This is a genomic window from Rhizobium sp. S96 (assembly GCF_030382195.1).
GTDB lineage: Bacteria > Pseudomonadota > Alphaproteobacteria > Rhizobiales > Rhizobiaceae > Rhizobium.
This window is the reverse complement of sequence record NZ_JAUDRY010000030.1, coordinates 28,931-52,527: the sequence shown is the minus strand read 5'-3', so window position 1 is coordinate 52,527 and position 23,597 is coordinate 28,931. Positions and strand designations below refer to the sequence as shown.

The following is a 23,597-nucleotide window of genomic DNA, read 5'->3' as shown; positions in this document are numbered from 1 at the left end:
CATGCTCGCTTTCGATTCCGCTCCCCCACCGCCGCATGAAGAAACCGTCAACGTCGTGCCGCATGGTAATGAGAGCTATATGGCGCTGGTCTGGCGCCGCCTGAGACGCTCGTGGACGGGCACCATCGGCCTCGTGCTGGTTGCCCTGCTCCTGATAATGGCCATCTTCGCGGAGTTTTTCGCCCCGATGGATCCGAAGGCAACGGATGTCGGCTTTGCCCCGCCGCAGATGATGAGCTTCCACGACAAGGACGGCAATTTCGTCTTTCAGCCACGCGTCTATGGACTTGCTGAGTCCGAAGAACTCGACCCCGTGACCTTCCAGCCGATCGTCGGCCCGGATTACGACAATCCGAACCTCCTCGGTTTCTTCGTGAAGGGGTCTGAATACAAGCTGCTCGGCCTCATTCCGACGGACCGGCACTTCTTCGGTTCGACCACGGGCCAGCCGGTCCATTTCCTCGGGACCGACAAGTTCGGCCGGGACGTGCTGTCGCGCGCCATCGTCGGCTCGCGGATTTCGCTGACGATTGCACTTACCGTCGTCTTCATCGTAACGGTGATCGGGACCACGGTCGGCATGGTGTCCGGATATTTCGGCGGCGCCTTCGACACCTGGGTGCAGCGCTTCGTCGAAGTGGTGCTCGCTTTCCCGCAACTGCCGCTCTATCTGGCGCTGACGTCACTGATCCCGGTGACGGCACCGACCAATGTCTTCCTCGGCTTCGTCATCATCGTCATGTCGGCACTCGGTTGGGCTCAGATGTCGCGCGAAGTCCGCGGAAAGACACTGGCGCTCGCCCGCATCGACTATGTCAGAGCGGCAATGGCCGTCGGTGCCACCGACCGACGGATCATCTTCCAGCACATCTTCCCGAACGTGATGAGCCACGTGATCGTCGCCGTCACGCTGCATATCCCAAGCGTGGTGCTGCTGGAATCCTTCCTCGGCTTCCTGGGCTTTGCCGTGAAGCCACCGCTGATTTCCTGGGGTCTGATGCTTCAGGATACCGCAAACTACTCCGTTATCGGCACCTATCCCTGGATTTTGGCGCCTGTCGGCTTCGTGCTGATCACCGTCTTCGCGTTCAACGCGCTGGGTGACGGTCTGCGCGATGCAGTCGATCCTTATTGAGGTGACCAAGATGGCTCTTGCACTCGTCAACTCTTTCGCCCCGCCGGTGCGCCTCGATCATGAGGGACGGTCGGAAAGCCCTGTCATCGATGCGCGCAACGTCGCGGTCAACTTCAAGGTCGAGCACGGCACCGTCGAGGCTGTGAAGGACATCTCCTTCCAGCTCTATCGCGGAGAAACGATCGCGATCGTCGGTGAATCCGGCTCCGGAAAGTCGGTCACCGCGCGCACCGTCATGGGACTGCTCTCCAAGCGCGCCGTGGTGTCACCGAAATCCACGGTGACCTATGACGGCGCCAACATCCTGAAATTCTCCGAGCGCGAACGCCGCAGACTGCGCGGCGACCGCATCTCGATGATCTTCCAGGAACCGATGAGCTCGCTCAATCCGATCTATACGATCGGCAGCCAGATCGTCGAGGCGATCCGCGTGCATCGCAAGGTGAGCAAGAAGCAGGCGGAAGCCCGAGCGCTTGAACTCCTGCAACATGTCCAGATTCCTGACCCGGAAGCCCGGCTCAGACAATATCCGCATCAGCTCTCAGGGGGCCAACGCCAGCGCGTGATGATCGCAATGGCGCTCGCCAACGACCCCGATGTGCTGATCGCCGATGAACCGACCACCGCACTCGACGTGACGGTGCAAGCGCAGATCCTGAACCTCATCCGCAACCTGCAGAAGGAATTGCGGATGGCGGTGATCCTGATCACTCACGACCTCACGGTCGTGCGCCAGTTCTCGGACTACGTCTACGTCATGCAGCATGGCGAGATGCGCGAGCACAACACCACCGAGGCCCTCTTTGCCAATCCGCAGCACGCCTACACCAAGCATCTGTTGGGCTCGGAACCGCGTGGCCAGGCCAATCCGCTGCCTGAGGGCTCGGACGTCATCCTCGATGCTAAGGACGTGCGCGTCTCGTTCATGATGCGTCATGGCGGGTTCTTCAAGCCGGAACTGAAGGAGCTCATCGCCGTCAACCGGTTGAACCTGACGCTCAGGCGGCATGAAACACTCGGCCTCGTCGGCGAATCCGGGTCAGGCAAGACCACCTTCGGTCAGGCACTTGTCAGGCTGAACGAACCGGACAGCGGCGAGATCTATTTCGACGGCCAGCCGATCCACGGAAAATCGCGTGCGGAAATGCGGCCGCTGCGCTCGCGCATGCAGATCGTGTTCCAGGATCCGTTCTCATCGCTCAACCCGCGCATGACCATCGGCCAGATCATCGAGGAAGGGCTTGTGGTCAACAAGCTCGGAGCGACCAAGGCTGAACGGCTCGACCGTGTCCGCGAGGCGCTGATCGCCGCGGGCATGCCCGGCAATATCCTGTCGCGCTTCCCGCATGAGTTTTCCGGTGGTCAGCGCCAGCGTATCGCCATTGCCCGGGCGATTGCGCTCGAGCCGGAGTTCATCCTGCTCGATGAGCCGACCTCGGCGCTCGACCTTTCGGTCCAGGCGCAGATCATCGAACTGCTGCGCAAGCTGCAGGACGAGCGCGGCCTTAGCTATCTCTTCATTTCGCACGATCTCAAGGTCGTGCGTGCCCTCTGCCACCGGGTGATCGTCATGCAGCATGGCAAGATCATGGAAGAGGGACCTGTCAACGAAGTTCTCACCAATCCCAAGACCGCCTACACGGAACGGCTCGTCAAAGCCGCTTTCGAGGTAGCCTGATTGCACATGCCGGAGGTTATAATGGCAAGAAATCCCAAGATCACGTTCATCGGTGCTGGTTCCACCGTCTTCATGAAGAACATCATCGGCGACGTGCTGCAGCGCCCGGCGCTGTCGGGCGCGACCATCGCCCTGATGGATATCAACCCGCAGCGGCTTGAAGAAAGCGCCATCGTCGTCAACAAGCTGATCTCGACACTTGGCGTCAAGGCGAAGGCCGAGACCTATTCGGACCAGCGCAAGGCACTCACCGGCGCCGATTTCGTGGTCGTCGCCTTCCAGATCGGCGGCTACGAGCCCTGCACGGTAACCGACTTCGAGATTCCGAAAAAGTTCGGCCTGCGTCAGACGATCGCCGACACGCTCGGCGTCGGCGGCATCATGCGCGGCCTGCGCACCGTCCCGCATCTCTGGAAGATCTGCGAAGACATGCTCGCGGTCTGCCCCGAGGCGATCATGCTGCAATACGTCAACCCGATGGCGATCAACACCTGGGCGATCTCGGAAAAATACCCGACGATCAAGCAGGTCGGCCTCTGCCACTCGGTGCAGGGCACCGCGATGGAACTGGCCCATGACCTCGACATTCCCTACGAGGAAATCCGCTACCGCTCGGCCGGCATCAACCACATGGCCTTCTATCTGAAGTTCGAGCATCGCCAGGCAGACGGTTCCTACAAGAACCTCTATCCGGATCTCGTGCGCGCCTACCGTGAAGGCCGCGCTCCGAAGCCGGGCTGGAACCCGCGCTGCCCGAACAAGGTACGCTACGAAATGCTGACGCGCCTCGGCTATTTCGTCACCGAGAGCTCCGAGCACTTCGCAGAGTACACGCCCTATTTCATCAAGGAAGGCCGCGAGGACCTGATCGAGAAGTTCGGCATTCCGCTCGACGAATACCCCAAGCGCTGCATCGAGCAGATCGCCCGCTGGAAGGGACAGGCGGAAGCTTACAAGTCGGCTGACAAGATCGAAGTCGCGCAGTCGAAGGAATACGCTTCCTCGATCATCAACTCGGTCTGGACGGGCGAACCCTCCGTCATCTACGGCAACGTCCGCAACAATGGCTGCATCACCTCGCTGCCTGACAATTGCGCGGCCGAGGTTCCCTGCCTGGTGGATGCCTCAGGCATCCAGCCGACCTTCATCGGCGACCTGCCGCCGCAGCTGACGGCGCTGATCCGCACCAACATCAACGTGCAGGAGCTGACGGTTCAGGCGCTGATGACGGAAAATCGCGAGCACATCTACCACGCCGCGATGATGGACCCGCATACGGCGGCCGAACTCGACCTTGATCAGATCTGGGCGATGACGGACGAACTGCTTGCCGCCCACGGCGACTGGCTGCCGGAATGGGCCCGAACCTCACGCAAAGTTCAGGCCGCCTGACCACTCTCTCTCCCGGTCAGGGACCTCAAGAAGTCCCGCGGTTCTACCGCGGGACTTTCCTACCGAGAGGGTTTCCCAGCGTATCAACAGCGCCCGGCACGACATCATTGAAGCCGACTTCGGGGCAACCGCGAACATTGGCGAAGCTTATCTCACGGCGATCTCCTCCGTCCGTCATGCCTCGAAGCGTCACGACGTTTTCATCCTGATAGACAACATCGGTGCGGTAGATCCGTGCACGCCTAGCCAGATTTCTCGCCTGGCTGACATTGCATTGACCCGGCGACGGTGAGACGTGCCAGGAGCTCGTTCCCCTGCCATCGGAACTCCAGCCTTCCTGGCCGGAAGCCATCGTCGGCAGAAGTGCGGCAAAGGAAATTAACGTCGCGCGGAAGGCAGCTTTCAAAATCGACGATCCCACATTGCGTTCAAACGCGTTTGGCCACGAGACGGCAAGACGCGCCTTGCTAGGATAAACGGCGAACCGTTGGAAGCAACCATGCGCGAGGAACCCGGGCGGGTAAGTTCATCAACATGGCTAAGCTTTGTTTGCATCAGGTTTGGCAAGCAGCCGATTGATTAAATCCAATATATTGATATAGAACATGGATACGCATTCTCATCCCGCCTGATCGGAACCCTATGAGCCGTAATTTTCTTGTCGTTGATCCCGAAGAGGGCATGCCAATCCTGAAGGGGCTTGCATCGCCGGCAAGGGTATCCGTGCTGAAGTTGCTGCACGAGAAGGGCCCGCTCAACGTCAACGAAATCGCTGAAATCCTTGAGCTGCCGCAGTCGAGTGTCTCGACAAACGTGCAGATGCTGGAGGAGGCGGGGCTGATCCGTACCGAGACGCAGAAGGCGCGCAAGGGCAACCAGAAGGTCTGCCATAGCGTCTATGACGAGATTCTCGTCGTCTTCAAGAATGAAATCAAGGAAACCGAACCGGATGCCATCGAGGTGGCGATGCCGCTCGGCCTCTATACAAGCTTCGATGTGACGGCACCGTGCGGGCTCTGTTCAGTCGATGGCATCATCGGCCTGCTTGACGTCCCCAATACGTTCCTTGATCCGGACCGCATGAAAACGGCGCTGATCTGGTTCACGCGCGGCCATGTAGAGTACCAGTTCCCGAACAATGCGCGGTTGACCAACACCCGGATTCGCGAAGTCGAATTCGTCATGGAACTGAGCTCGGAGGTGCCCGGCACCAGTGCCGACTGGCCCTCCGACATCACCCTGACTGTGAATGGTGCCGACATCGGAACCTGGACGTCTCCGGGCGATTTCGGCGACAAGCGCGGGGTTTTCACGCCGGATTGGTGGAAACTGAAGGGGTCTCAATACGGCAAGCTGAAGAGTTTCCGCATCAATGAAGACGGTGCCTTCGTCGACGGATTGCGGATCTCGGATGTGACGCTCGCCGATCTCAAGCTCGACGAACACCATTCAATTCGCCTGCGGATCGGCGTGCGCGACGATGCCAAGCATCCCGGCGGGATCAACATTTTCGGCCGCGGCTTCGGTAATTACGACCAGGATATCCTGCTGCGCATCAAGACTCGGTGAGTCTATCCAATTTTCTGAATTTTACCCTTGACCACGCCCAAGGCTTCCGGTTTATTCACCTCAAATTGTGATATACATCACAAACTACGATACGGTGGAGGAAACCATGAAGGCCGCGGTTACAGCGCACAGCAAATACACGATCTCGGACATTGACCCGCGCCTTTACGGCTCGTTCATCGAGCACCTGGGTCGCGCCGTCTATACCGGCATCTACGAACCCGACCACGCGACCGCCGACGAAAACGGCATGCGCAAGGACGTGATCGATCTCGTCAAGGAACTCAATGTTCCGATCGTACGCTATCCCGGCGGCAACTTCGTCTCCGCCTACAACTGGGAAGACGGCATCGGCCCGAAGGAAAGCCGCCCGACGCGCCTCGACCTCGCCTGGCACACCTCCGAAAGCAACCAGGTCGGCATGCACGAATTCGCCGACTGGTGCGTCTCGGCCAACACCGAGATGATGCTCGCCGTCAACCTCGGCTCGCGCGGCCTGGATGAAGCACGCAACTTCCTCGAATATGTCAACCATCCCGGCGGCAGCGAGTGGAGCGACAAGCGCATCGCCAACGGCCGCGCGGAGCCCTGGGACGTGAAGCTGTGGTGCCTCGGCAACGAGATGGACGGTCCCTGGCAGATCGGCCACAAGACGGCCGACGAATATGGCCGCCTGGCCCACGAAACCGCAAAGGCCATGCGCGCCTTCGACAGCTCGCTGGAACTCGTCGTCTGCGGCTCGTCCAACGCCCACATGCCGACCTATCCGGAATGGGAAGCGACCGTTCTCGACCATACCTACAACGAGGTCGATTACATCTCGCTGCACATGTATTTCGAGAACCGCGCCAAGAACACCGCCAACTACCTCGCCCGCAGCATCGAACTCGACAACTACATCGGCACGGTCGCCGGCGTCATCGATTACGTCAAGGCGAAGAAGCGCTCGACCAAGGACGTCTACATCTCGTTTGACGAATGGAACGTCTGGTACCACTCCAAGGAACGCGACAAGGCGACGCTCGCCGGCGCTAACGGCTGGCCGCATGCCCCGGCACTGCTCGAAGACGATTATAACTTCGAAGACGTGCTGCAGGTCGGCTGCATTCTCAACACCTTCATCAATCGCGCCGATGTCGTGAAGATCGCCTGCCTTGCGCAGCTGGTCAACGTCATCGCCCCAATCATGACGACGCCTGGCGGCGCTGCATGGCGCCAGACGATCTTCTACCCGTACTATTTCGCTTCGGTCTACGGTCGCGGCACGGCGCTGAAGTTGATCGTCGACAGCCCGACCTACAAGGTCGATGATCTGGGCGATGTGCCTTACCTCGACGTCTCCGCCGTCCACGACGCAGACGCCAAGGCCGTAACGTTCTTCATCGTCAATCGCCATGGCACCGAAGCGCTCGATCTGGACGCCAGCCTGCTGGAGTTCGGCGCGCTGAAGATCGTCGACGACCAGGTCATCTCGCACGCCGACCTCAACATCACCAACACCGCTGAAAAGCCGGACAACGTGGTGCCGCAGAAGGCAACCGGCTCGGCGTTTGAAGCTGGAAAGCTCAGCGCAAAGATCGCGCCGCTGTCCTATCGGGTGATCCGCCTGCAGGCCTGATATTTAAATCAGACTTCCTGATACATATCAAAGATATGTTGACATCGTAATTGTATGATTTAACGTCAGCGCACCGGTTTTGACGTGCCACTGGGAGGAAGAGATGGGAGCAAGCGCTTCTGTTTTGGCACTATCACTGACTGAAAGGGCCCCGCTTGCGAAAGCGGGCGCCTGCCCGGTCGACATATGCCAGCCACGTGTCCATATCGGCTTTTCGGATTCTGACTGCAACATGGGAGCGGTCGGATGACAGCCAATATTGAAATCCACAATGTCAGCAAGCGCTACGGCGCCGTGACCATTCTCGACGGCCTGTCGTTGTCGATCAAGGCCAATGAGTTCATGGTCTTCCTCGGTCCTTCCGGCTGCGGGAAATCAACGCTTCTACGAATGATTGCCGGCCTCGAAAGCGTCGATGAAGGCACCATTTCCATCAATGGCGAACGCATCGACACGCTGCCGCCCGGCCAGCGCGACATCGCCATGGTGTTCCAAAGCTACGCGCTCTATCCGCACATGACGGTCGCCGACAACATGGCGTTCGGACTGCGCAACATCAATGTTGCCGCCGACGTGATCTCCGCCCGCGTGGCCGAGGCCGCGCGTATGCTGGAGATCGGTCATCTGCTCGAGCGCAAGCCCGGCCAGCTCTCCGGTGGTCAGCGCCAGCGCGTCGCCATCGGCCGCGCCATCGTCAAGGAACCGAAGGCCTTCCTGTTCGACGAGCCGCTCTCCAATCTCGATGCCGCGCTGCGTGTCCGCACGCGTGTCGAACTTGCCCAGCTGCGCAATCGCGTTCAGTCGACAATGATCTTCGTCACCCACGACCAGATCGAGGCGATGACGCTCGCCGACCGTATCGTCGTCATGAACAACCGCAAGATCGAGCAGATCGGATCTCCGATGGAGATCTATTCCCGCCCGGCCAGCCGTTTCGTGGCGACCTTCGTCGGCTCGCCGACGATGAACTTCCTCGACGTCGGCATCTCGGAACGCAACGGTTTCATCAGCGCGAAGCTGGCTGACGGCACCGAACTGCAGACGGCGATACGCCCGACCGGCATCAAGAACGGCGCGCATTCGCTCGGCATTCGCGCCGAAGCGGTGAAGCTTGCCAACGGCGTTCCCGCAACGACGACCGGCAAGGTCGACGTTCTCGAACGCCTGGGCGACCGCACGCTTCTCTACACGCGCCTTAAGGACGGCAGCAGCCTCGTTGCCGAGGATATCGGCAACAGCCGCGTGGCGATCGGCGACGAAGTCGCCCTGACGCTGGATGGCACCCGGACCCATCTTTTCGATGCCGATGGCAGCGCCTGGCACAACGAGGAGCCGGCGCATGGCTGACGCAACCTTGTCCGGCACCGCCGCGGCTGCAAAGGCCGCGGCCCGCCAGAAGGTGCAGAACATCAACGCACCGCTCTGGCGCAACGCGCTTTTCGTCGCGCCCTACCTGTTCTTCTTCGTCACGCTGCTCGTCGTGCCGTTGTTCTGGGGCATGTGGCTCAGCCTGCATAAGGCCGATGCCTTCGGCGCCGGCAAGTTCGTCGGCATCGACAACTATATCCGCCTCTTCCGCGACAAGATCTTCATTCAGGCGGTCGGAAACACCTTCTATTTCGTCTTCCTCACCGTGCCGACACTTGCCATCCTCGGCCTGATGCTGGCGCTCGCGCTGAACCGCAAGACAAGGCTCGCGGCAGCGTTGCGCGCCGTCTATTTCTCGTCGTCGGTCATGTCGGTCACCATCGTCACGCTGATCTGGCGGATTGTTTTCATCGGCAATTTCGGTCTGCTCGCCACCATCTACGGATGGTTCGGCGCAACGGCGCCGGCCTTCCTGTCGGATCCGAAGCTCGCGATGATCGGTATCGCCATTGCCACGGTCTGGTGGTGCATCGGCCTGCCGATGATGCTGTTCCTCTCAGCCCTCCAGCAGGTGCCGGCGGAGATCTATGAAGCCGCCGCGCTCGACAATGCCAGCCGCTGGCGTACCCTCTGGTACATCACGCTGCCGTCGATCCGCCGGACCTTCGTTCTGGTGTTGATCATCCAGGTGGTCTTGCAGTTCCAGCTGTTCGGCCAGGCAAAGCTGATGACGCTCGGCGGACCGAACAACGTCTCCAAGCCCATCGTGCTCTACATCTACGAAGCCGCCTTCACCAAGTGGGACCTCGGTCTCGGTGCTGCAGCCTCGGAAGTTCTCTTCGTATTGATCCTGATTGCTGCCATGGCGCAGTACTTCATCTCGCGCCGCAAAGGAGAAGAAGGATGAGCGCTGTAACTGGTGGCAACATCGTCGGCCGTTCGACCGGCGACCGCGTGATCCTTATCCTGGCGGTTCTCTGCGCACTGATCATGATGGCGCCGGTCCTGTGGGTGATCGGGCTCTCGCTCAAGGACAACAAGGAACTGATGGCGGATATGAACGCTGTCTTCCACGCTCCTTACACGATCAACAACTACATCAATATCCTGGCAACCTCGTCGGTCTTTCGCTGGATCCTGAACAGTATCATCGTCGCCGGCGGGTTGACCGTCATGACCCTCGTGCTGTCCTCGCTTGCAGGCTATGGCTTCGCCCGACTGAACTTTCCGTTCCGCAACGCGCTGTTCATCATCGTGCTGCTCGGCCTGGCCGTGCCTGAACAGGCGGTGCTGATTGCCCGCCATCAACTGTTCAGCTGGCTGAAGTTCCACAACACCTACCACGGCCTGATTCTGCCTGGACTGTCGGCACCCTTTGGCGTGTTCCTGATGACGCAGTACTTCCGCGCCATCCCGAAGGAGCTCGACGAGGCGGCGCTTCTCGACAATGCCAGCCGTTTCAAGATCTTCTGGAAGGTGCTTCTGCCCCTGACGATCCCGGCACAGGCAACGCTCGGCATCTTCACCTTCCTGGGCGCGTGGAACGACTACTTCTGGCCGCTGATCTCCGGCACGAAGAAGGAAATGTACACGCTGACGATCGGCATCGCCTCGACGCAGACCAACTTCGCACAGTCGGAAGGCCTCGGCTTCCTGATGTCGCAAGCAGTCTTTGCCGGTGCGCCGATCCTCATTCTCTACCTGTTTTTCCAGAAATACATCGTGACGGCAGTTTCCGGCGCCGCCGTGCGCTGACGACCGCCATCCCGGTGATCATGTAACCGGCTCCCGGGGAGGGGGCTTAAGCCAAGGGTCAAGGAAGACCCAAGAGGAGGAGTTGGAATGACGCATACCTTCAGGAAATACATGCTGGCAGCAGCATCGGTGATCGCCCTTGTCGGCGCATCGCCAGCCTTTGCCGCCACCGAACTCAGCGTTCAGCGCTTCTTCGGTGCCTGCGATGCAGACTTCGGCACCAACACCGACGTCAGCAAGGCCGTTGGCGAATGCGGCATCATCACGTCGCTGATCAACAAGTTCAACGCCGACAATCCGGATGTTCATGTCACCGTTACCACCGTTGAATGGCCGGGCTACGACCAGCTGACGGCTCAGTTCGCAGCCGGCGATCCGCCGGACATCGTCACCATCCATCAGTCGGTGCTTGCTGATTACCAGTCCAAGGGCCTGATCATGCCGCTCGACGACGTCCTGAAGTCCGTCGGGGTCGCGTCCAGCGACTTCACCGATGCCAGCCTTGGCGGCGTGACGAAGGAAGGCAAGATCTACGGCCTGCCGATCGACAACTGGACCATGCTCTACCATATCAACCTGGACCTCTTCAAACAGGCTGACCTCCTCAATGCCGACGGCACGCCGAAGCTGCCGACGAGCCCGGACGAGCTGCTGGCGCAGGCAAAGCAGTTCAAGGAGAAGACCGGCAAGCCCTACTTCGTACAGAACCTCGCCAACGAAGTGGCGCTCTACACCCGTAACCTCTACACCTACCTGTTCCAGCAAGATTCCGACTTCTTCGCCAATCCGAAGCAGGTGAAGCTGAATACGCCCGAGGCCAAGAAGGTGCTCGAGATGTACAAGGCGATCTATGACAACGGCGACACCACCAAGGACCTCGACTACGCCGCTGGCATCAATGCCTTCCTCAACGGCGAAGGCGGCGTGCACCTGAACGGAACCTGGGTGATCGGCGACTACACCGCATCGTCCGAAAAGGCCGGCACCGCGCTCAACAAGGGCGGCTATGCGGTCTATCCGTATCCGCAGCTCTTCGCCGGCAAGAAGTCGCAGTACGCTGACGGCCACAGCTGGGCCGTATCGCAGAAGGACCGCTCGCCTGAGGAAACGGCCGCTATCGGCAAGTTCCTGAAGTTCTTCCACGACAACGACTTCGACTGGTCGCGCACCGGCCACCTGCCGGCTGTCAAGGCAGTCCTCGACTCGCCTGAGTTCAAGGCTCTGCCGCATCGTGACACGATCTCGGCGATCGCGACGCTCGGCACGCCGCTGCCGTCGACCGTCCAGCGCCAGTTCGCGATCCAGGACATCATCGGCCAGGAAATGAGCGCAGCCATCACCGGCCAGAAGGAAGTGGATGCCGCTCTCACCGACATGGAGTCGCGCATCAACGAACTGCTTGCCAACATCTAAGGCTCACCTCTCTCCGAGCCTAAGAGCAGATGCCCGCCGCTGGTCTCGCGGCGGGCATTTTTGTCCCTACGAGGCGGCCGGAACCGGCGTTGGCAGCAATTTTCCACGTAAGAGAAGCACGATCGTTCCAATCGCAACCACCAGCACCACGATATTGGCCACGACGAAGAGGATCGGCGCCAAGGCGTCTACCGCTCCAATGTCGCCTCGACCGACCATCTTCGAGGCCGCCGTCGAAAGCGCGGTGATGCCGAAGGTAAAGGCCCAATAGGATGCCGCCACAGGCTGCTTTGCGATCCAGGGTAGCAGGCGCAGGAGCAAAAGCGCCTGCAGGATGGCATAGCCCAGCATAGCATGAACCAGCATGTCGGGCGCCCCTTGCGTGACGCCGAGATAGGCCACGCTGCCAACCGCAGGCGGTGCGAGCTGGATCCCGAGTGTTGGACGCAATGGCTCGGCAAGGGTGGGCGCTGTCAGCAGGCGGTTGAGAAGCACGGATTCGATCGCCAGCCAGGAGAAGAAGCCCGCTCCGAACGCCAGCTGTCCCCAGTCGGCATGGCCGAGCGCGCCCGCGACGATTGCCGTGACGAACGAGCCCGCCACGGTCGGCAGATAGAGGACGGCCGTCGTCGTTGCCGGGTCGCGCCCGCCACGCCAGAGAATGCCAGTCCGCCACAGCGCGAAGAGAAGCGTGAAGATAGCTCCCAGAGCAAAGAGCACCTCAGCCGCCAATCTGGAATAGGGAAGTAACACCAATGCGATCAGCATCGTCGCAACGCCGGCAAGGCCAATGAAGCAACACTGGATGGCATTTTCGGCCTCGGCCAGCGCGGCCTTCGGGTCGACGATCCATTTTGCGGCATAGAGAATGACCAACAGCAGCCAGACTACGACAGCCAGGAAGCCCAGCGCCGCACCGATCCCGGGCGGCAGTGGCCAGATCGCAGCCGCTGCACGCCAGCTGTTGCTGAGCCCGGCGATACCGAGAACGATCCCGAAGAAGGCGGCCGGGACGCGTGGCAGCCGAGACTGCCTGGCCGGTGACGGAGCGGTGTCGGCCAACGACTTCGGCGGGAAACCCATGCTCATTTCGTAACCTCCACATTGGGCACACCGGAGACCGCTCGCGGATCGCTGCCGTCCGGCAACATCCACGACCCTTCGTCGATAGACAAGAGCCGTGGCTTGGTCCCCGCGGATGAACGGTACGATTGCCGTGGTTGCGAAAGACGGTTTTCAGCGCCGCCGTTTGCGCCCATCGAAGTGGAGCAGCAGGCCCAAGCCGATCAGTCCGGCTTCCGCCGCGATCAGGGCCGTGCCGGAATAACTGCTGATGCCGGTGCCGATTGCAAACAGCAGCGCACTCAGTCCCGCGCCGAGGAAGATGTTGACGGAGATCAGTGCGCTGCCAAGCCCTGGCCGTTCGGCGATCAGGTCCTGCAGGTAGGTGATCGGAATACTGATCAGCGCTGCCGCACCGATGCCGCTGAGAACTGTCAGCGCATAGACATGCCAGGGCGCCGAGGCAAAGCCGAGCAGGACCAGATAGACGACATAGATGACGGCACCCAGCGCCAAGGCTGTCACATGGCTCATGATCCGCTGCGCCCGACCCCAGATGATGATGAAAACCACCTCAAAGAAGGCCACGATGCCGACGAGCACGCCGATGTCGGTAACAGTGCCATGCGCCGCGCCTGTTACGATCAGCGGCAGGATTGCGCCATTTACGTGCAGTGTGCTGCTGATCAATGCCACCGCAATAACGCGAACAAAGACACGCGGCGACAAGACCTCGCCGAGTGCTGCGAGATAGGAAAGGTGGTGCGTGGCAGCCTTGTCCGTCCCGCTCTGGCGGGGAAGGAAGATAGAAATCAGACCGAGGCAGACCACGCAGGCGAGTGCAGCAAACAGATAGGCCGGCAGCATCGTCGTCGAGCCCGCCAGCAACGCACCGGTAATTCCTGGGACCAGCACCCAGGAAAGCGAAATCATCGCGCGCACGCCCGAGTTCACGGTCGCGACGTCGTTTCGCGACATGCCCTTGGTCGTTGCCCGCACGTTGGCGAAAAGCAGCGAATTCAGCGAGCCATAGACCGGCAGCAACAGCAGTGCACTGAAAACGAAGGTCGCCTGCGCCGGCAGGACGAAGACAGCGCCATAGCCCAGGATGCCGAAGACGGCTGAGACGATCATCATCGCGCGATATTCGCCGATGCGGTCAGCGAGGTTGCCGAGCAGAATGCTGACGATGACATTGACGGCTGCGGCCGCGAAGATCAGGCCCGAATAGATCCCGTTGCTCAGGCCCAGCTCGCGGATACCGACAACGGATTGATAGGGCGACGTTGCAGCGCCTGCAAAGCCGAAGGCAAAGATCGCAAGCATGCTGACCCGGATCGTCGGGTTGCGGAATACATCGGGGAGGGGACGGGTCATGTCGTGCAATTGAGCGAGTGGCAAGTCATCCGGTCTCCGGGCGACCTGCGCCTTGGCAGGTTCGGCATAGCGCCGAAACCTGCCAAGGCAGAATGTCAGTCTTGCCAGCACGCCGAAAGGCGAGCCCGCGCTTCATAGGAAAAATTGCGATCGAACGGAAATGCCGGCCGGGCACGATGCAGGCTGGCAAGCCCCTCGATATCCTGGTTGACCACACCTTCGGTCAGCGCCATCAGGTTCGGGTTGGCGATCGGCGCCAGTTCCGGCGACAGATAGCCGGATTTGACGACGAGCAGCCGCACCGTCTTCGGATCAAGCCCCAGGCGGGTAAAGTCGGCAATGTTGTGGTAGGGGCGACGGCGAGCGGCCAGCACGACCGTAATGCCCCCAACGCGCACAACGGCTTGACGCTCCGCAACGACACCCGGATCATCGAGGCCGATAACCTCGGCTTCGACCTTTGCGGGCACGCTCGACGGATCGAGATTACCGCCGATGGAGAGCGACACGGTCGCGCCCTTGCCTGCGGCAAAGCATGCCTCGACGGCGGGACGATCGGTGATGCCGGCGATGAGGGCGCCATCGAACTTGCGATCGATCAACGCGTTCAAGACATCGGCTCGATCGCCAACGCCGCCTCCGGTTGGGTTGTCGGCGGAATCCGCGAGGATGACCGGCGCGGTGGAGGTCTTCTCGGCGATATCGAGCATCTCGGCAAGCGGGCCTGTTGTTGGGCCGAACCGAAATTCCTCGCGCGCGTTCCAGTAGGAAAGAGCAATATCTTCGGCAGCCTTGGCGGCGGCCTTCTTGTCGGCACCCGTCACAACGGCGCAGGCGGTCGCGCGCGGTTCGTCGGCCCAGACGTAGCCGATCATCAGATTGGCATCGAGGACGCCGTGCCGTTCATCAAACGTCGGCAGCGCCTCATAGAGGCTTTTGGCCGGTTCGTCCTCCGTCGAAGTACGTTCACCCGGCCAAAGAACCGGAACCGGTGCCCAGGCAACCCCAGGGCGGTTGCCGCTCTTCAACGCCTCCACCAGCATCGACCAGGCACGAACCATGGTTTCACGCACATCGATGTGCGGCGCCGTGCGGTAGGCGGCGAAGATATCAAGCTGATCGATGATCGTCTGGCTGACGTTGCCGTGCAGGTCGTAGCTTGCGGCAACGACGCAATCCGACCCTACGACGGCGCGCGCCGCCGAGATCCAGTCGCCCTCGGCGTCGTTCATGCCCTCGACGTTCACCGCACCGTGCATGGCAAGATAAAGCCCGTCGAGTGGCAGGGATGCCTTCAGAAGATCGAGAAACTCGCTCTTGAAGGCCTCGTACGCCACACGCGAAACCGGGCCGCCCGGCACGGCACGCGCATGAAGGAGGGGAAGGTGCTCGATCCCCTCCGCCTTGAGAAAGTTAAAATATTCCGCGCCGAGAAGCTCCGCGCCCCGCAGGACACGAAAATCCTCGACAGCCATCAGCACCGGAGAATAGGTGCTGCATTCCGTATGAAGTCCACCGACGGCTATCCGCATCGTCTCAATCCTGGATTCGGGTTTACAATTTCGGGCTCAGCGGAACGATGGCCGAGAACCGATGCCAGTTCTTCTTCGCCTTCGGCGTCCACGCAGCTTCAGCGATTGCCGGCAGGCGCGGAAAGACGAGACGGTTGAAATAGCCGCGTGACAGGAAGTGTTCGGACCAGATGCAGGCCTGCACGCCCTTCATCTTGTCCTTGAGCTCTTCCGGAAAGTCACCCTCGGCCTCGTAGCCATAGGTATGTGCCGGCGGGACCGTGCCGGCCCAGCTGGCGCCCGGCTCCTGGAACGCTTCAGCCTGAACCATGTCGAGATAATAGGCCTGGCCGGGCGTCATCACCACTTCATAGCCCTGCTTGGCCAGATCGATACCGACCTGCGGGTTTTCCCAGGCCATCAGCAACGAGTCCTTGGAGGCCACGCCACCGCCATGGGCAACCTCGTTCCAGCCCGCAAGCTTGCGCCCACGCGCCGTCAGCATGTCCTTGATGCGCTTCAGGAAGTAGGACTGCAGCGCGAAGGTGCCCGAGATGCCTTCCTGTTCCATCAGCTTCTTGGCAAGCGGGGAGGCGAGCCACGAACCGTTCGCCACTTCGTCGCCGCCGATATGGATGTATTCGGACGGGAAGAGTTCGACCATTTCGTCGAACACCTTCTCGAGGAATTCATAGGTCAGCGGTACGGCCGGGTTCAGGGCATTGTTCGGATAGCCCTGTACCGAATGGTAGCTGTCGGGTGCTTCCTGCCCGTCGGTCAGATCCGGCAATGCAATCAGCGTCGCGGAGTTGTGTCCGGGGATATCGATCTCAGGAACGACCTCAACGCCGAGTGCCGCCGCGTGAGCGACGATATCGCGGACATCATCCTGCGAATAGAACCCGCCGACGGGATCGGCGCCATTGCCGAGCTGCGGCAGCAGCGGTTCGTCGGGACCACGAAGGACGCCAGTTGTCGTCAGCGTCGGATAGGCCTTGATTTCGAGACGCCAGGCCTCGTCATCGGTCAGATGCCAATGGAAGATATTGAGCTTCAACCAGGCAAGAATATCGATGAGCCGCTTGAGGTCGGCCACTGGATAGAACTGGCGCGAGACATCGAGATGGCACCCGCGCCAGACATAGCGCGGCTTGTCCGTAATCGTGCCTAAAGCCGGAAAGCGAAATTTGTTAGGCTCGCTGCGCGCGCCGTGCAGCAGTTGCGCAAGCGAGGTGAGACCGTATTGGCGGCCGGCCGCATCCGAATAGGCGAGCGTGACCTCCTGGGTTGAAAAAGTCAGCTTGTAGCCTTCCTTGGCAACCGACGGATCGTGCGCGAAACGCACCGGCCGCCCCTGCGGAGAAACCGAAAGGTTGAACGGCGCGTGGCCGCTCTCGAAGAGACGGCGAAAAAGGGCAAGCGCCGTCGACACCGCCGTGAGCTCGTCCTTCGACGAGCCTTCGGCGGGATAGAGAACGACCGGGAAACCATCCCCGGGGATCACATCGATCTCAGCCGGCCAGGGCTGCAGGGCAAAGGGCAGTTCCAGTCGGCCTTCCGGCAGCAGCACCGGCGGCGGCTCGCTGACACGGCCTTCCAGCAGCAGATCGGACACCGCGATGGCCACATGCTTGCCGTCTGCCAGCGTCACGTAAGCCGACTTGGCGCCGTCAGTGCAATGCTTTGCCGGACGGTGCAGACCGCTGACGGTGAAAATCCAGCTCGCGCCGGGTTCGATCGACAGCCCCGCAGGCGGTGCAAATTCATGGAAATTGGCATTGCGCCGCTGGAAGACGGCGTTCTCGCAAGCCTTCGGGTCGATCACGCGGGTCAGCGACGTGTAGACGAGCTTGAACCCTGTCAGCGCCTCGTCCGAGAGGTTGAACAACGAGAACGTAAAGCGTCCGTTGGGACCGCCCTCCGGATTCCACGTTGTTTCAAGGCGATAAGCCGCTTCCATAGTCGTTCCTCTTTATGATTTTGTTCTTAGTAGTCTGCGGATTGGGAGAAGGTGCGGGCAAGCTCCGCCTGACCGGCCGTCAGACCGCAGTCGACGGGCAGGCAAACACCGCTGATGGCGGCAGCCTGTGGTCCCGCCAGAAAGCCGACAGCATTGGCGACGTCCTTCGGATCCACGACGCGTTGCAGTGGATACCAGCGCCGGGCTTCCTCAAAGACGTTGGGATTGGCAGCGGCCCGCGCTTCCCAGGCCTGCGTTCGCACGGTGCCCGGCGCGATCGCGTTGGAGCGAATGCCGAACTTGCCGTATTCGACCGCGACCAGCTTGGTAAAATGAAGCAGACCGGCCTTGGCCGCGCTATAGGCCGGATGTCCGAAGACGCTCATGCCGTTGACCGAGGCAATGTTGATCACCGAACCCTTGGCCGCTTTCAATTGCTCTTCCAGTGCATGGAAGCAGAGGAATGGCGCTTCGAGGTTGAGCGCGTGATCGGCGCGCCAGTTTTCCGGCGTGGTGGATTGGAGGCTGACACTACGCGCAGCGCCGGCATTGTTGACCAGCGTCTTCACAGAACCAAGGGAAGCAGCCTTCCTCGCCATTTCAGCCGTGCTCTCGACGCTGGTAACGTCACAGGCGAAGGCCACGAACCGCTCGATCGGGCCAAGCGTGCGTGCTGCCTTTTCGGCGGCGGCGAGATCAATATCGACAAGCAGGATGATATCGTGATCGTCGGCAAGCCGGCTGGCGATGGCCCGACCTATGTCGCCCGCAGCGCCTGTTACGATCGCTACCGATTGTGTCATTCTACATCCTTCCCTGCATGAAAATGTCAGTCCCCAAGAAGCTGACGGTCATCACCGTCACGATGGGCGACGAGTTGCTGCTTGATACGGCGGAGCGTCACTGCCGCCTGCGGTTGAACGGCATAGGCCACCAGGCTCGCGAGGATGTCCACGACAGCGAGGTAGGCGATGCGTGTCGACGTTGGCCGGAAGATATTGTTGCCTTCCGGCAGGTCGATCGGCACGACGATGTCTGCGGATTGCGCGACAGGGCTGTTTGCCTGCGTCAGCGCGATGGTTGTCACCTTGGTTTCACGCGCCAGCGCAAAGGAGCGCACGAGTTCCATGTTGCGGCCCGAGAATGAGGAGCCGATGACGACGTCCTTGGGCTTGGCGGCAGCCGTCATCATCAGCTGCATGCTGTGGTCGGAGCTTGCGGTCACATGCAGGCCAAATCGGAAGAGGCGGTTCTGCAATTCGCTTGCGATCATCGAGGAATTGCCGCCCGAGCCGAAGGCATAGATCATCTCGGCGTGTGCGAGTTTTTCCGCCGCCTCCTCAAGGGCCGCCAGATCGAGCGAGCGATGCAGGAGAAAGAGTGCGTTCTGTGCCTTGGTGACGATATCCTGCGCCACATCGGCTGGATTGCGGCTCTTCGGCTCCGGCCGGATGTAGCGCATCCCGACATAAGCGGTACGCGCGAGCTGGATCTTGAAATCGGCGAAACTGTCGCAGCCGACGCGGCGGCAAAAACGCGTCACGGTAGGCGGCGACACATCGGCCTTTTCAGCGAGCTCGATGATCGAGGCGTTGACCGCAAACTCGAAGTCATTGAGCAGAATATCGGCAATACGAGTTTCCGACGGCGAAAGCCGGGCCTTCTCTTCCTGCAATGTAGAGAAAATATCCATCCCGACTTCCTTTCCGCTTCAGACGCTATCGATCCTTCGGCTTATACGCGACGCAGTCGATTTCAACCTTGCAATCGACCATCATCGAAGACTGAACACAGGCGCGCGCGGGCGGGTGTTCACCGAAATACTGCTGATAGATACCGTTGAAGGTCCAGAAATCACGCGGATCGTCGAGCCAGACGCCGCAACGCACGACGTGCTCGAGGCCGTAGCCGGCTTCTTCAAGAATCGCGATGACGTTCTGGATCGTCTTGTGGGTTTGCGCGACGATATTGCCGTCGATGATTTCGCCGTTTTCCATGGCGACCTGGCCCGAAACATAGAGCCAGCCGTCAGCTTCGACCGCGCGGGCGAACGGCAGCGGCTTGCCGCCGGCACCCTTCTGAACCGTGCCATAACGCTTGATGGACATTGACCGATCCTTGCAAATTATTTTCGTGATACGTTGACAAAGGACCATATTAAGCGGAATTTGACCAGCGAAAAACATCATTCATGAAAAGAATTTCAATCGGGAACCCCATGCGCGATCCTTTCAAGAACCCTTTCCCCGCTTCCGACGTTGCCAGACATTCGATATGGGAGATGCTTGTTCCGCGTGACATCGACGCGTTTCTGGCAGCCGATTGGTCGCTTGTCGCGCACGACTTCGTGGAAGAGGGTTTCATCGGCATCGACGGCCGCAAGGAAGTGAGCCCGGACAATTGGCGCCTGGCATTTCCGACCCTTGCAGCCTACCGTGACGAGTGGCTGCGCCAGGCCAAGGATTTCGCCACGCAGTCGTTTGCCGAAGATACCCGCACCGCGATCTTCACGACCACGACGCTTGAGGACATCGAGATCGAGGGCGACATGGCGCTCGTCCGCAAGAAGTTCAACGGTGGCATCAACAAGCCGGATGGCAGCCGCGATATCATGCAGTGGCAGACACTCTATTACTGCCGCCTGCATGAGGGCCGGTGGAAGATCAGCGGCTTTACCGGCTACCTGCCGAACCCGATGGGCTGACAAACAATAAAGGCCAAGCCATTGCGCATTTTCACGGCGGCGCTCGCGACCGAAACGAACACCTTCTCTCCCATCTGCATCGATCGCCGCGCGTTCGAAGCATCGCTTTATGCGCCACCCGGCGAGCATCCGGAGACGCCAACGCTGTGCTCGGCGCCCATCACGGTCGGGCGAAGCGTCTGCGCGGCGAAGGGCTGGGAACTGGTCGAAGGCACCGCCGCCTGGGCAGATCCCGCCGGCCTCGTCAGCCGCACGACCTATGAAGGCCTGCGCGACGAGGTCCTTGATCAGTTGCGCGCGGCTATGCCCGTCGGCGCGGTCGTTCTCGGCCTGCACGGCGCAATGGTGGCCGCAGGCTATGAAGATACCGAAGGCGATATTCTGGCGCGCGTGCGCGAGATCGTCGGGCCGGATATTCTGGTTTGTGCCGAACTCGATCCGCACAGCCATCTAACGGTCAAGCGGCTGACGGCTGCGAACTTCTTCGTCTATTTCAAGGAGTTTCCGCACACCGATTTCGTCGACCGCGCCGAGGACCTGTGGCGCCTGGCGGTCGATACGCTCGAGGGTCGTATCAAGCCGGTCATGTCCGTCTTCGATTGCCGGATGATCGACGTGTTCCCGACATCGCGCGATCCGATGCGGTCGTTTGTCGACAAGATCATGCAGATCGAAAAGGATGACGCCGACATCCTGTCGATCTCGGTGATCCACGGCTTCATGGCCGGCGACGTGCCGGAAATGGGAACGAAGCTTCTCGTCGTCACCAACGACAAGCCCGAAAAGGGCAAGGCGGTCGCACGGGAACTGGGGCTCGAACTCTTTTCGAAGCGCGGAACGTTCATCATGCCGCAGATCGACGAGAAGCAGGCCGTCGACCAGGCATTGAAGGCAACCTCCTGGCCGGTCGTCATCGCCGACATGTGGGATAATCCCGGCGGCGGAACGGCAGGCGACGCGACAGTGCTTCTCGAAGAATTGCTGGCGAGGGGCGTGACTGATGCCGCAATCGGCACGATCTGGGACCCGATGGCCGTGCAGATCTGCATGGCCGCAGGCGAGGGGGCCGAAATCCCGCTCCGCTTCGGCGCCAAATCGGCTCCGGGCACCGGCAATCCGGTGGATGGCATCGTCAAGGTGGTAAGGATCGTTCGCAACGCCGAAATGCGGTTCGGCGAGAGCTTTGCCCCGTTTGGCGATTCCGCGCATATCGTCTTGAACGGTATCGACATCATCCTGAACTCGACGCGGGCGCAGAGCTTCGATCCGAGCCTGTTTTCAGCCCTCGGAATTGAACCGACTTCGAAGAAGATCCTGGTGATCAAGTCGACCAATCACTTCTTTGCATCCTTCTCCAAGATCGCGGCGGAAATCATTTACTGCGCGGCCGGAACGCCTTATCCGAACAATCCGGCCAAGACTCCTTATCGGCGCGCCCGCAAGGATATCTGGCCGATGATAGCCGACCCACATGGCAGTGAAAGCGGAGCAGCGTAAGATGGAGCACAATCGCTTTGCGGTGGTCGCACAACCAGGCGACAGCATCACCGATCTCTCGACACCGCGACCGGTCATCGACGAAGAGCGGTTGGCAAGAAACATTGCGCGCACGCAGGCCTATATGAATGAGCATGGCCTGAACTTCCGTCCGCATATCAAGACACACAAGATCCCCGCGCTCGCCGCCGAGCAGGTCGCCGCTGGCGCGAAGGGGATCAACTGCCAGAAGATAACCGAAGCCGAGGTTTTCGCTGCCGCAGGCTTCGAAGACATTCTCATCACCTTCAACATCCTCGGCCCCGAGAAGCTGGAACGCCTTGCCGCCCTCAACGACCGGATCTCTGGCTTGAAGGTCGTGGCCGACAGCGCGACCACGGTCGATGGTCTCTCCGCCAAGTTTTCGTCCCGCAAGCCGCTCGCCGTTCTTGTCGAATGCGACACTGGCGGCGGACGTTGCGGCGTCCAGACGCCGGGAGATGCTGCTGCCCTTGCCAAGCGCATCAACGACGCGCCCGGCCTGATATTTGCGGGCCTTCTGAATTACCCGAAACCGGGTGCTGCTGAGGCCGTCCAGACCTTCCTCGCCGCCGCTCTGTCGCTGTTGCAGGCGCAAGGCATCGAGTGCCCAATCGTCAGCAACGGCGGGACGCCAAGCCTGTTTGAAGCGCATCTGGTCACGGCTGCGACCGAACACCGGGCCGGGACCTACATCTATAACGACCGCTCCATGGTCAGGGCCGGGCATTGCACCGAAGACGATTGCGCAATGCATGTGCTTGCGACCGTCGTCTCGCGCCCGACCGCGGACCGCGCCGTCATCGACGCCGGTTCGAAGGCGCTGACCTCCGACCTGCTAGGTTTTTCCGATTTCGGAACTGTCGTTGGTTATCCCGACGCCGTGATCACCGGGCTCTCGGAAGAGCACGGCGTGATCGACCTTTCCAGATGCACCGGCAGACGCCCGGAGATCGGCGAGAAGATCCGCATCATTCCGAACCACACCTGTGTTGTCTCGAACCTGTTCGACACGATGGTCTTCCATCGCGATGGCGTCGTTACCCGGGTCGAAGATGTCGCTGCGCGCGGACTGGTCTGGTAATCTCCCGTAAACCAGACGCCTACCTTTGGCTGAGACATCTTGACGTGGCAGTTTACCGGCGCATCTTCTGTTGTGCGGCAATGGTTTAGCGACGCCGGGAGGTCAGGTCTATGAGAGTTCTGGTGGCAGTGGGAATCGTGGCGAGCCTGGCTTGCATATCGGCAGCCGAAGCGCCTTGGCAATGGCAGACACTTTACGGCGTTCGCGTGGATTCCACGCCGACGCTGCTCAATCATTTCGACCGGGCATATGCCTATTGCGAGCCCGAAGCAGTCCAGCGCGGCTCACCGGATCCGTATAGCCTGCTTCATGTCACGGCATTGAGGAGCTGCATGTCTCGGATGGGGATCATCGATCGCGGCGCGTACGCCTACCCGACCTACCTCTACTTCTATCACGCCCTCGATCGCTGAGGGCATGATAACCGGGCGGCTCTGAGGGGCGGCGATAGCGCCG

Annotated in this window: 21 protein-coding genes; 13 read left to right on the top strand and 8 right to left on the bottom strand. The window is 60.6% G+C overall.

All coding sequences use genetic code 11. The features are described from left to right. Position 1 precedes the first annotated feature (1 nt). The 3 genes from QTL94_RS22335 to QTL94_RS22325 are packed head-to-tail and all read left to right on the top strand — an operon-like array spanning position 2 to position 4,205. A complete protein-coding gene (locus QTL94_RS22335; protein WP_289803132.1) occupies positions 2-1,135 on the top strand; it encodes an ABC transporter permease in 1,134 nt (377 codons plus the stop codon). A 10-nt stretch (positions 1,136-1,145) separates the two neighbouring features. Next, complete coding sequence (locus tag QTL94_RS22330; RefSeq protein WP_289803131.1) at positions 1,146-2,813, top strand: ABC transporter ATP-binding protein; 1,668 nt, start codon at positions 1,146-1,148, stop codon at positions 2,811-2,813. A gap of 21 nt (positions 2,814-2,834) precedes the next feature. Next, positions 2,835-4,205 carry an alpha-glucosidase/alpha-galactosidase gene (locus tag QTL94_RS22325; protein ID WP_065691852.1) on the top strand — a complete coding sequence of 457 codons (1,371 nt, stop codon included), beginning with the start codon at positions 2,835-2,837 and terminating at the stop codon, positions 4,203-4,205. A gap of 43 nt (positions 4,206-4,248) precedes the next feature. On the opposite strand, the gene QTL94_RS22320 is transcribed toward QTL94_RS22325, so the two are convergent. Next, positions 4,249-4,611, bottom strand: a complete 363-nt coding sequence (locus QTL94_RS22320; RefSeq protein ID WP_289803130.1) for a hypothetical protein — start codon at positions 4,609-4,611, stop codon at positions 4,249-4,251. 236 nt (positions 4,612-4,847) lie between these two features. Here QTL94_RS22320 and QTL94_RS22315 point away from each other — a divergent pair, with 236 nt between their 5' ends. From QTL94_RS22315 to QTL94_RS22290, 6 genes are all read left to right on the top strand, one after another. Further along, positions 4,848-5,774, top strand: a complete 927-nt coding sequence (locus QTL94_RS22315; protein ID WP_065691853.1) for an ArsR/SmtB family transcription factor — start codon at positions 4,848-4,850, stop codon at positions 5,772-5,774. A gap of 106 nt (positions 5,775-5,880) precedes the next feature. Then, entirely contained in the window at positions 5,881-7,392 is a 1,512-nt protein-coding gene (gene arfA, locus QTL94_RS22310; RefSeq protein WP_289803129.1) for an arabinosylfuranosidase ArfA, read from the top strand. Between the two features lie 246 nt (positions 7,393-7,638). Next, positions 7,639-8,739, top strand: a complete 1,101-nt coding sequence (locus QTL94_RS22305; protein ID WP_289803128.1) for an ABC transporter ATP-binding protein — start codon at positions 7,639-7,641, stop codon at positions 8,737-8,739. After that, positions 8,732-9,667, top strand: a complete 936-nt coding sequence (locus QTL94_RS22300) for a carbohydrate ABC transporter permease (RefSeq protein ID WP_065691856.1) — start codon at positions 8,732-8,734, stop codon at positions 9,665-9,667. The genes QTL94_RS22305 and QTL94_RS22300 overlap by 8 nt, the downstream gene beginning before the upstream one ends. Then, positions 9,664-10,515 (top strand): carbohydrate ABC transporter permease, encoded by an 852-nt coding sequence (locus tag QTL94_RS22295; protein ID WP_065691857.1) that lies wholly within the window; start codon positions 9,664-9,666, stop codon positions 10,513-10,515. Before QTL94_RS22300 ends, QTL94_RS22295 begins: the two co-directional genes overlap by 4 nt. An 87-nt stretch (positions 10,516-10,602) precedes the next feature. After that, positions 10,603-11,928, top strand: coding sequence for an ABC transporter substrate-binding protein (locus tag QTL94_RS22290; protein ID WP_289803127.1), 1,326 nt, complete (start codon positions 10,603-10,605; stop codon positions 11,926-11,928). A 66-nt stretch (positions 11,929-11,994) separates the two neighbouring features. Here QTL94_RS22290 and tehA read toward each other — a convergent pair whose 3' ends face one another. The 7 genes from tehA to QTL94_RS22255 form a co-directional block, all read right to left on the bottom strand. Beyond that, a complete protein-coding gene (gene tehA / locus QTL94_RS22285; protein ID WP_289803259.1) occupies positions 11,995-13,011 on the bottom strand; it encodes a dicarboxylate transporter/tellurite-resistance protein TehA in 1,017 nt (338 codons plus the stop codon). A 153-nt stretch (positions 13,012-13,164) separates the two neighbouring features. Further along, a complete protein-coding gene (locus QTL94_RS22280) occupies positions 13,165-14,478 on the bottom strand; it encodes an MFS transporter (protein WP_354666069.1) in 1,314 nt (437 codons plus the stop codon). Further along, positions 14,463-15,899 (bottom strand): M81 family metallopeptidase, encoded by a 1,437-nt coding sequence (locus QTL94_RS22275; protein WP_289803126.1) that lies wholly within the window; start codon positions 15,897-15,899, stop codon positions 14,463-14,465. The genes QTL94_RS22280 and QTL94_RS22275 overlap by 16 nt, the downstream gene beginning before the upstream one ends. A gap of 22 nt (positions 15,900-15,921) precedes the next feature. Further along, positions 15,922-17,838 carry a beta-N-acetylhexosaminidase gene (locus tag QTL94_RS22270; protein WP_289803125.1) on the bottom strand — a complete coding sequence of 639 codons (1,917 nt, stop codon included), beginning with the start codon at positions 17,836-17,838 and terminating at the stop codon, positions 15,922-15,924. Positions 17,839-17,864: 26 nt separating this feature from the next. Beyond that, positions 17,865-18,641: an SDR family oxidoreductase gene (locus QTL94_RS22265; protein ID WP_289803124.1), complete on the bottom strand. Its 777-nt coding sequence runs from the start codon at positions 18,639-18,641 to the stop codon at positions 17,865-17,867. A 26-nt stretch (positions 18,642-18,667) separates the two neighbouring features. Beyond that, positions 18,668-19,531, bottom strand: a complete 864-nt coding sequence (locus QTL94_RS22260) for a MurR/RpiR family transcriptional regulator (RefSeq protein WP_289803123.1) — start codon at positions 19,529-19,531, stop codon at positions 18,668-18,670. Positions 19,532-19,556: 25 nt separating this feature from the next. Further along, positions 19,557-19,946, bottom strand: a complete 390-nt coding sequence (locus QTL94_RS22255) for a RidA family protein (RefSeq protein ID WP_065691864.1) — start codon at positions 19,944-19,946, stop codon at positions 19,557-19,559. Between the two features lie 110 nt (positions 19,947-20,056). Here QTL94_RS22255 and QTL94_RS22250 point away from each other — a divergent pair, with 110 nt between their 5' ends. The 4 genes from QTL94_RS22250 to QTL94_RS22235 all read left to right on the top strand — a co-directional run bounded on the left by QTL94_RS22250 (position 20,057) and on the right by QTL94_RS22235 (position 23,554). Then, positions 20,057-20,542 carry a hypothetical protein gene (locus QTL94_RS22250; protein WP_289803122.1) on the top strand — a complete coding sequence of 162 codons (486 nt, stop codon included), beginning with the start codon at positions 20,057-20,059 and terminating at the stop codon, positions 20,540-20,542. Between the two features lie 21 nt (positions 20,543-20,563). Then, entirely contained in the window at positions 20,564-22,039 is a 1,476-nt protein-coding gene (locus QTL94_RS22245) for a M81 family metallopeptidase (RefSeq protein WP_289803121.1), read from the top strand. A 1-nt stretch (position 22,040) separates the two neighbouring features. Further along, the gene (locus tag QTL94_RS22240) at positions 22,041-23,141 is read left to right on the top strand and encodes a D-TA family PLP-dependent enzyme (RefSeq protein ID WP_065691867.1); all 1,101 of its coding nucleotides are present in this window, start codon (positions 22,041-22,043) and stop codon (positions 23,139-23,141) included. Between the two features lie 110 nt (positions 23,142-23,251). Then, positions 23,252-23,554, top strand: coding sequence for a hypothetical protein (locus QTL94_RS22235; RefSeq protein ID WP_065691868.1), 303 nt, complete (start codon positions 23,252-23,254; stop codon positions 23,552-23,554). Positions 23,555-23,597: the final 43 nt, after the last annotated feature.

Bases quoted from the DNA above. Each gene is read 5' to 3' on its own strand.
- QTL94_RS22335 (WP_289803132.1), top strand. From the start codon at position 2: ATGCTCGCTTTCGATTCCGCTCCCCCACCGCCGCATGAAGAAACCGTC.
- QTL94_RS22330 (WP_289803131.1), top strand. From the start codon at position 1,146: ATGGCTCTTGCACTCGTCAACTCTTTCGCCCCGCCGGTGCGCCTCGAT.
- QTL94_RS22325 (WP_065691852.1), top strand. From the start codon at position 2,835: ATGGCAAGAAATCCCAAGATCACGTTCATCGGTGCTGGTTCCACCGTC.
- QTL94_RS22315 (WP_065691853.1), top strand. From the start codon at position 4,848: ATGAGCCGTAATTTTCTTGTCGTTGATCCCGAAGAGGGCATGCCAATC.
- arfA (WP_289803129.1), top strand. From the start codon at position 5,881: ATGAAGGCCGCGGTTACAGCGCACAGCAAATACACGATCTCGGACATT.
- QTL94_RS22305 (WP_289803128.1), top strand. From the start codon at position 7,639: ATGACAGCCAATATTGAAATCCACAATGTCAGCAAGCGCTACGGCGCC.
- QTL94_RS22300 (WP_065691856.1), top strand. From the start codon at position 8,732: ATGGCTGACGCAACCTTGTCCGGCACCGCCGCGGCTGCAAAGGCCGCG.
- QTL94_RS22295 (WP_065691857.1), top strand. From the start codon at position 9,664: ATGAGCGCTGTAACTGGTGGCAACATCGTCGGCCGTTCGACCGGCGAC.
- QTL94_RS22290 (WP_289803127.1), top strand. From the start codon at position 10,603: ATGACGCATACCTTCAGGAAATACATGCTGGCAGCAGCATCGGTGATC.
- tehA (WP_289803259.1), bottom strand. From the start codon at position 13,011: ATGGGTTTCCCGCCGAAGTCGTTGGCCGACACCGCTCCGTCACCGGCC.
- QTL94_RS22275 (WP_289803126.1), bottom strand. From the start codon at position 15,899: ATGCGGATAGCCGTCGGTGGACTTCATACGGAATGCAGCACCTATTCT.
- QTL94_RS22270 (WP_289803125.1), bottom strand. From the start codon at position 17,838: ATGGAAGCGGCTTATCGCCTTGAAACAACGTGGAATCCGGAGGGCGGT.
- QTL94_RS22265 (WP_289803124.1), bottom strand. From the start codon at position 18,641: ATGACACAATCGGTAGCGATCGTAACAGGCGCTGCGGGCGACATAGGT.
- QTL94_RS22260 (WP_289803123.1), bottom strand. From the start codon at position 19,531: ATGGATATTTTCTCTACATTGCAGGAAGAGAAGGCCCGGCTTTCGCCG.
- QTL94_RS22255 (WP_065691864.1), bottom strand. From the start codon at position 19,946: ATGTCCATCAAGCGTTATGGCACGGTTCAGAAGGGTGCCGGCGGCAAG.
- QTL94_RS22250 (WP_289803122.1), top strand. From the start codon at position 20,057: ATGCGCGATCCTTTCAAGAACCCTTTCCCCGCTTCCGACGTTGCCAGA.
- QTL94_RS22240 (WP_065691867.1), top strand. From the start codon at position 22,041: ATGGAGCACAATCGCTTTGCGGTGGTCGCACAACCAGGCGACAGCATC.
- QTL94_RS22235 (WP_065691868.1), top strand. From the start codon at position 23,252: ATGAGAGTTCTGGTGGCAGTGGGAATCGTGGCGAGCCTGGCTTGCATA.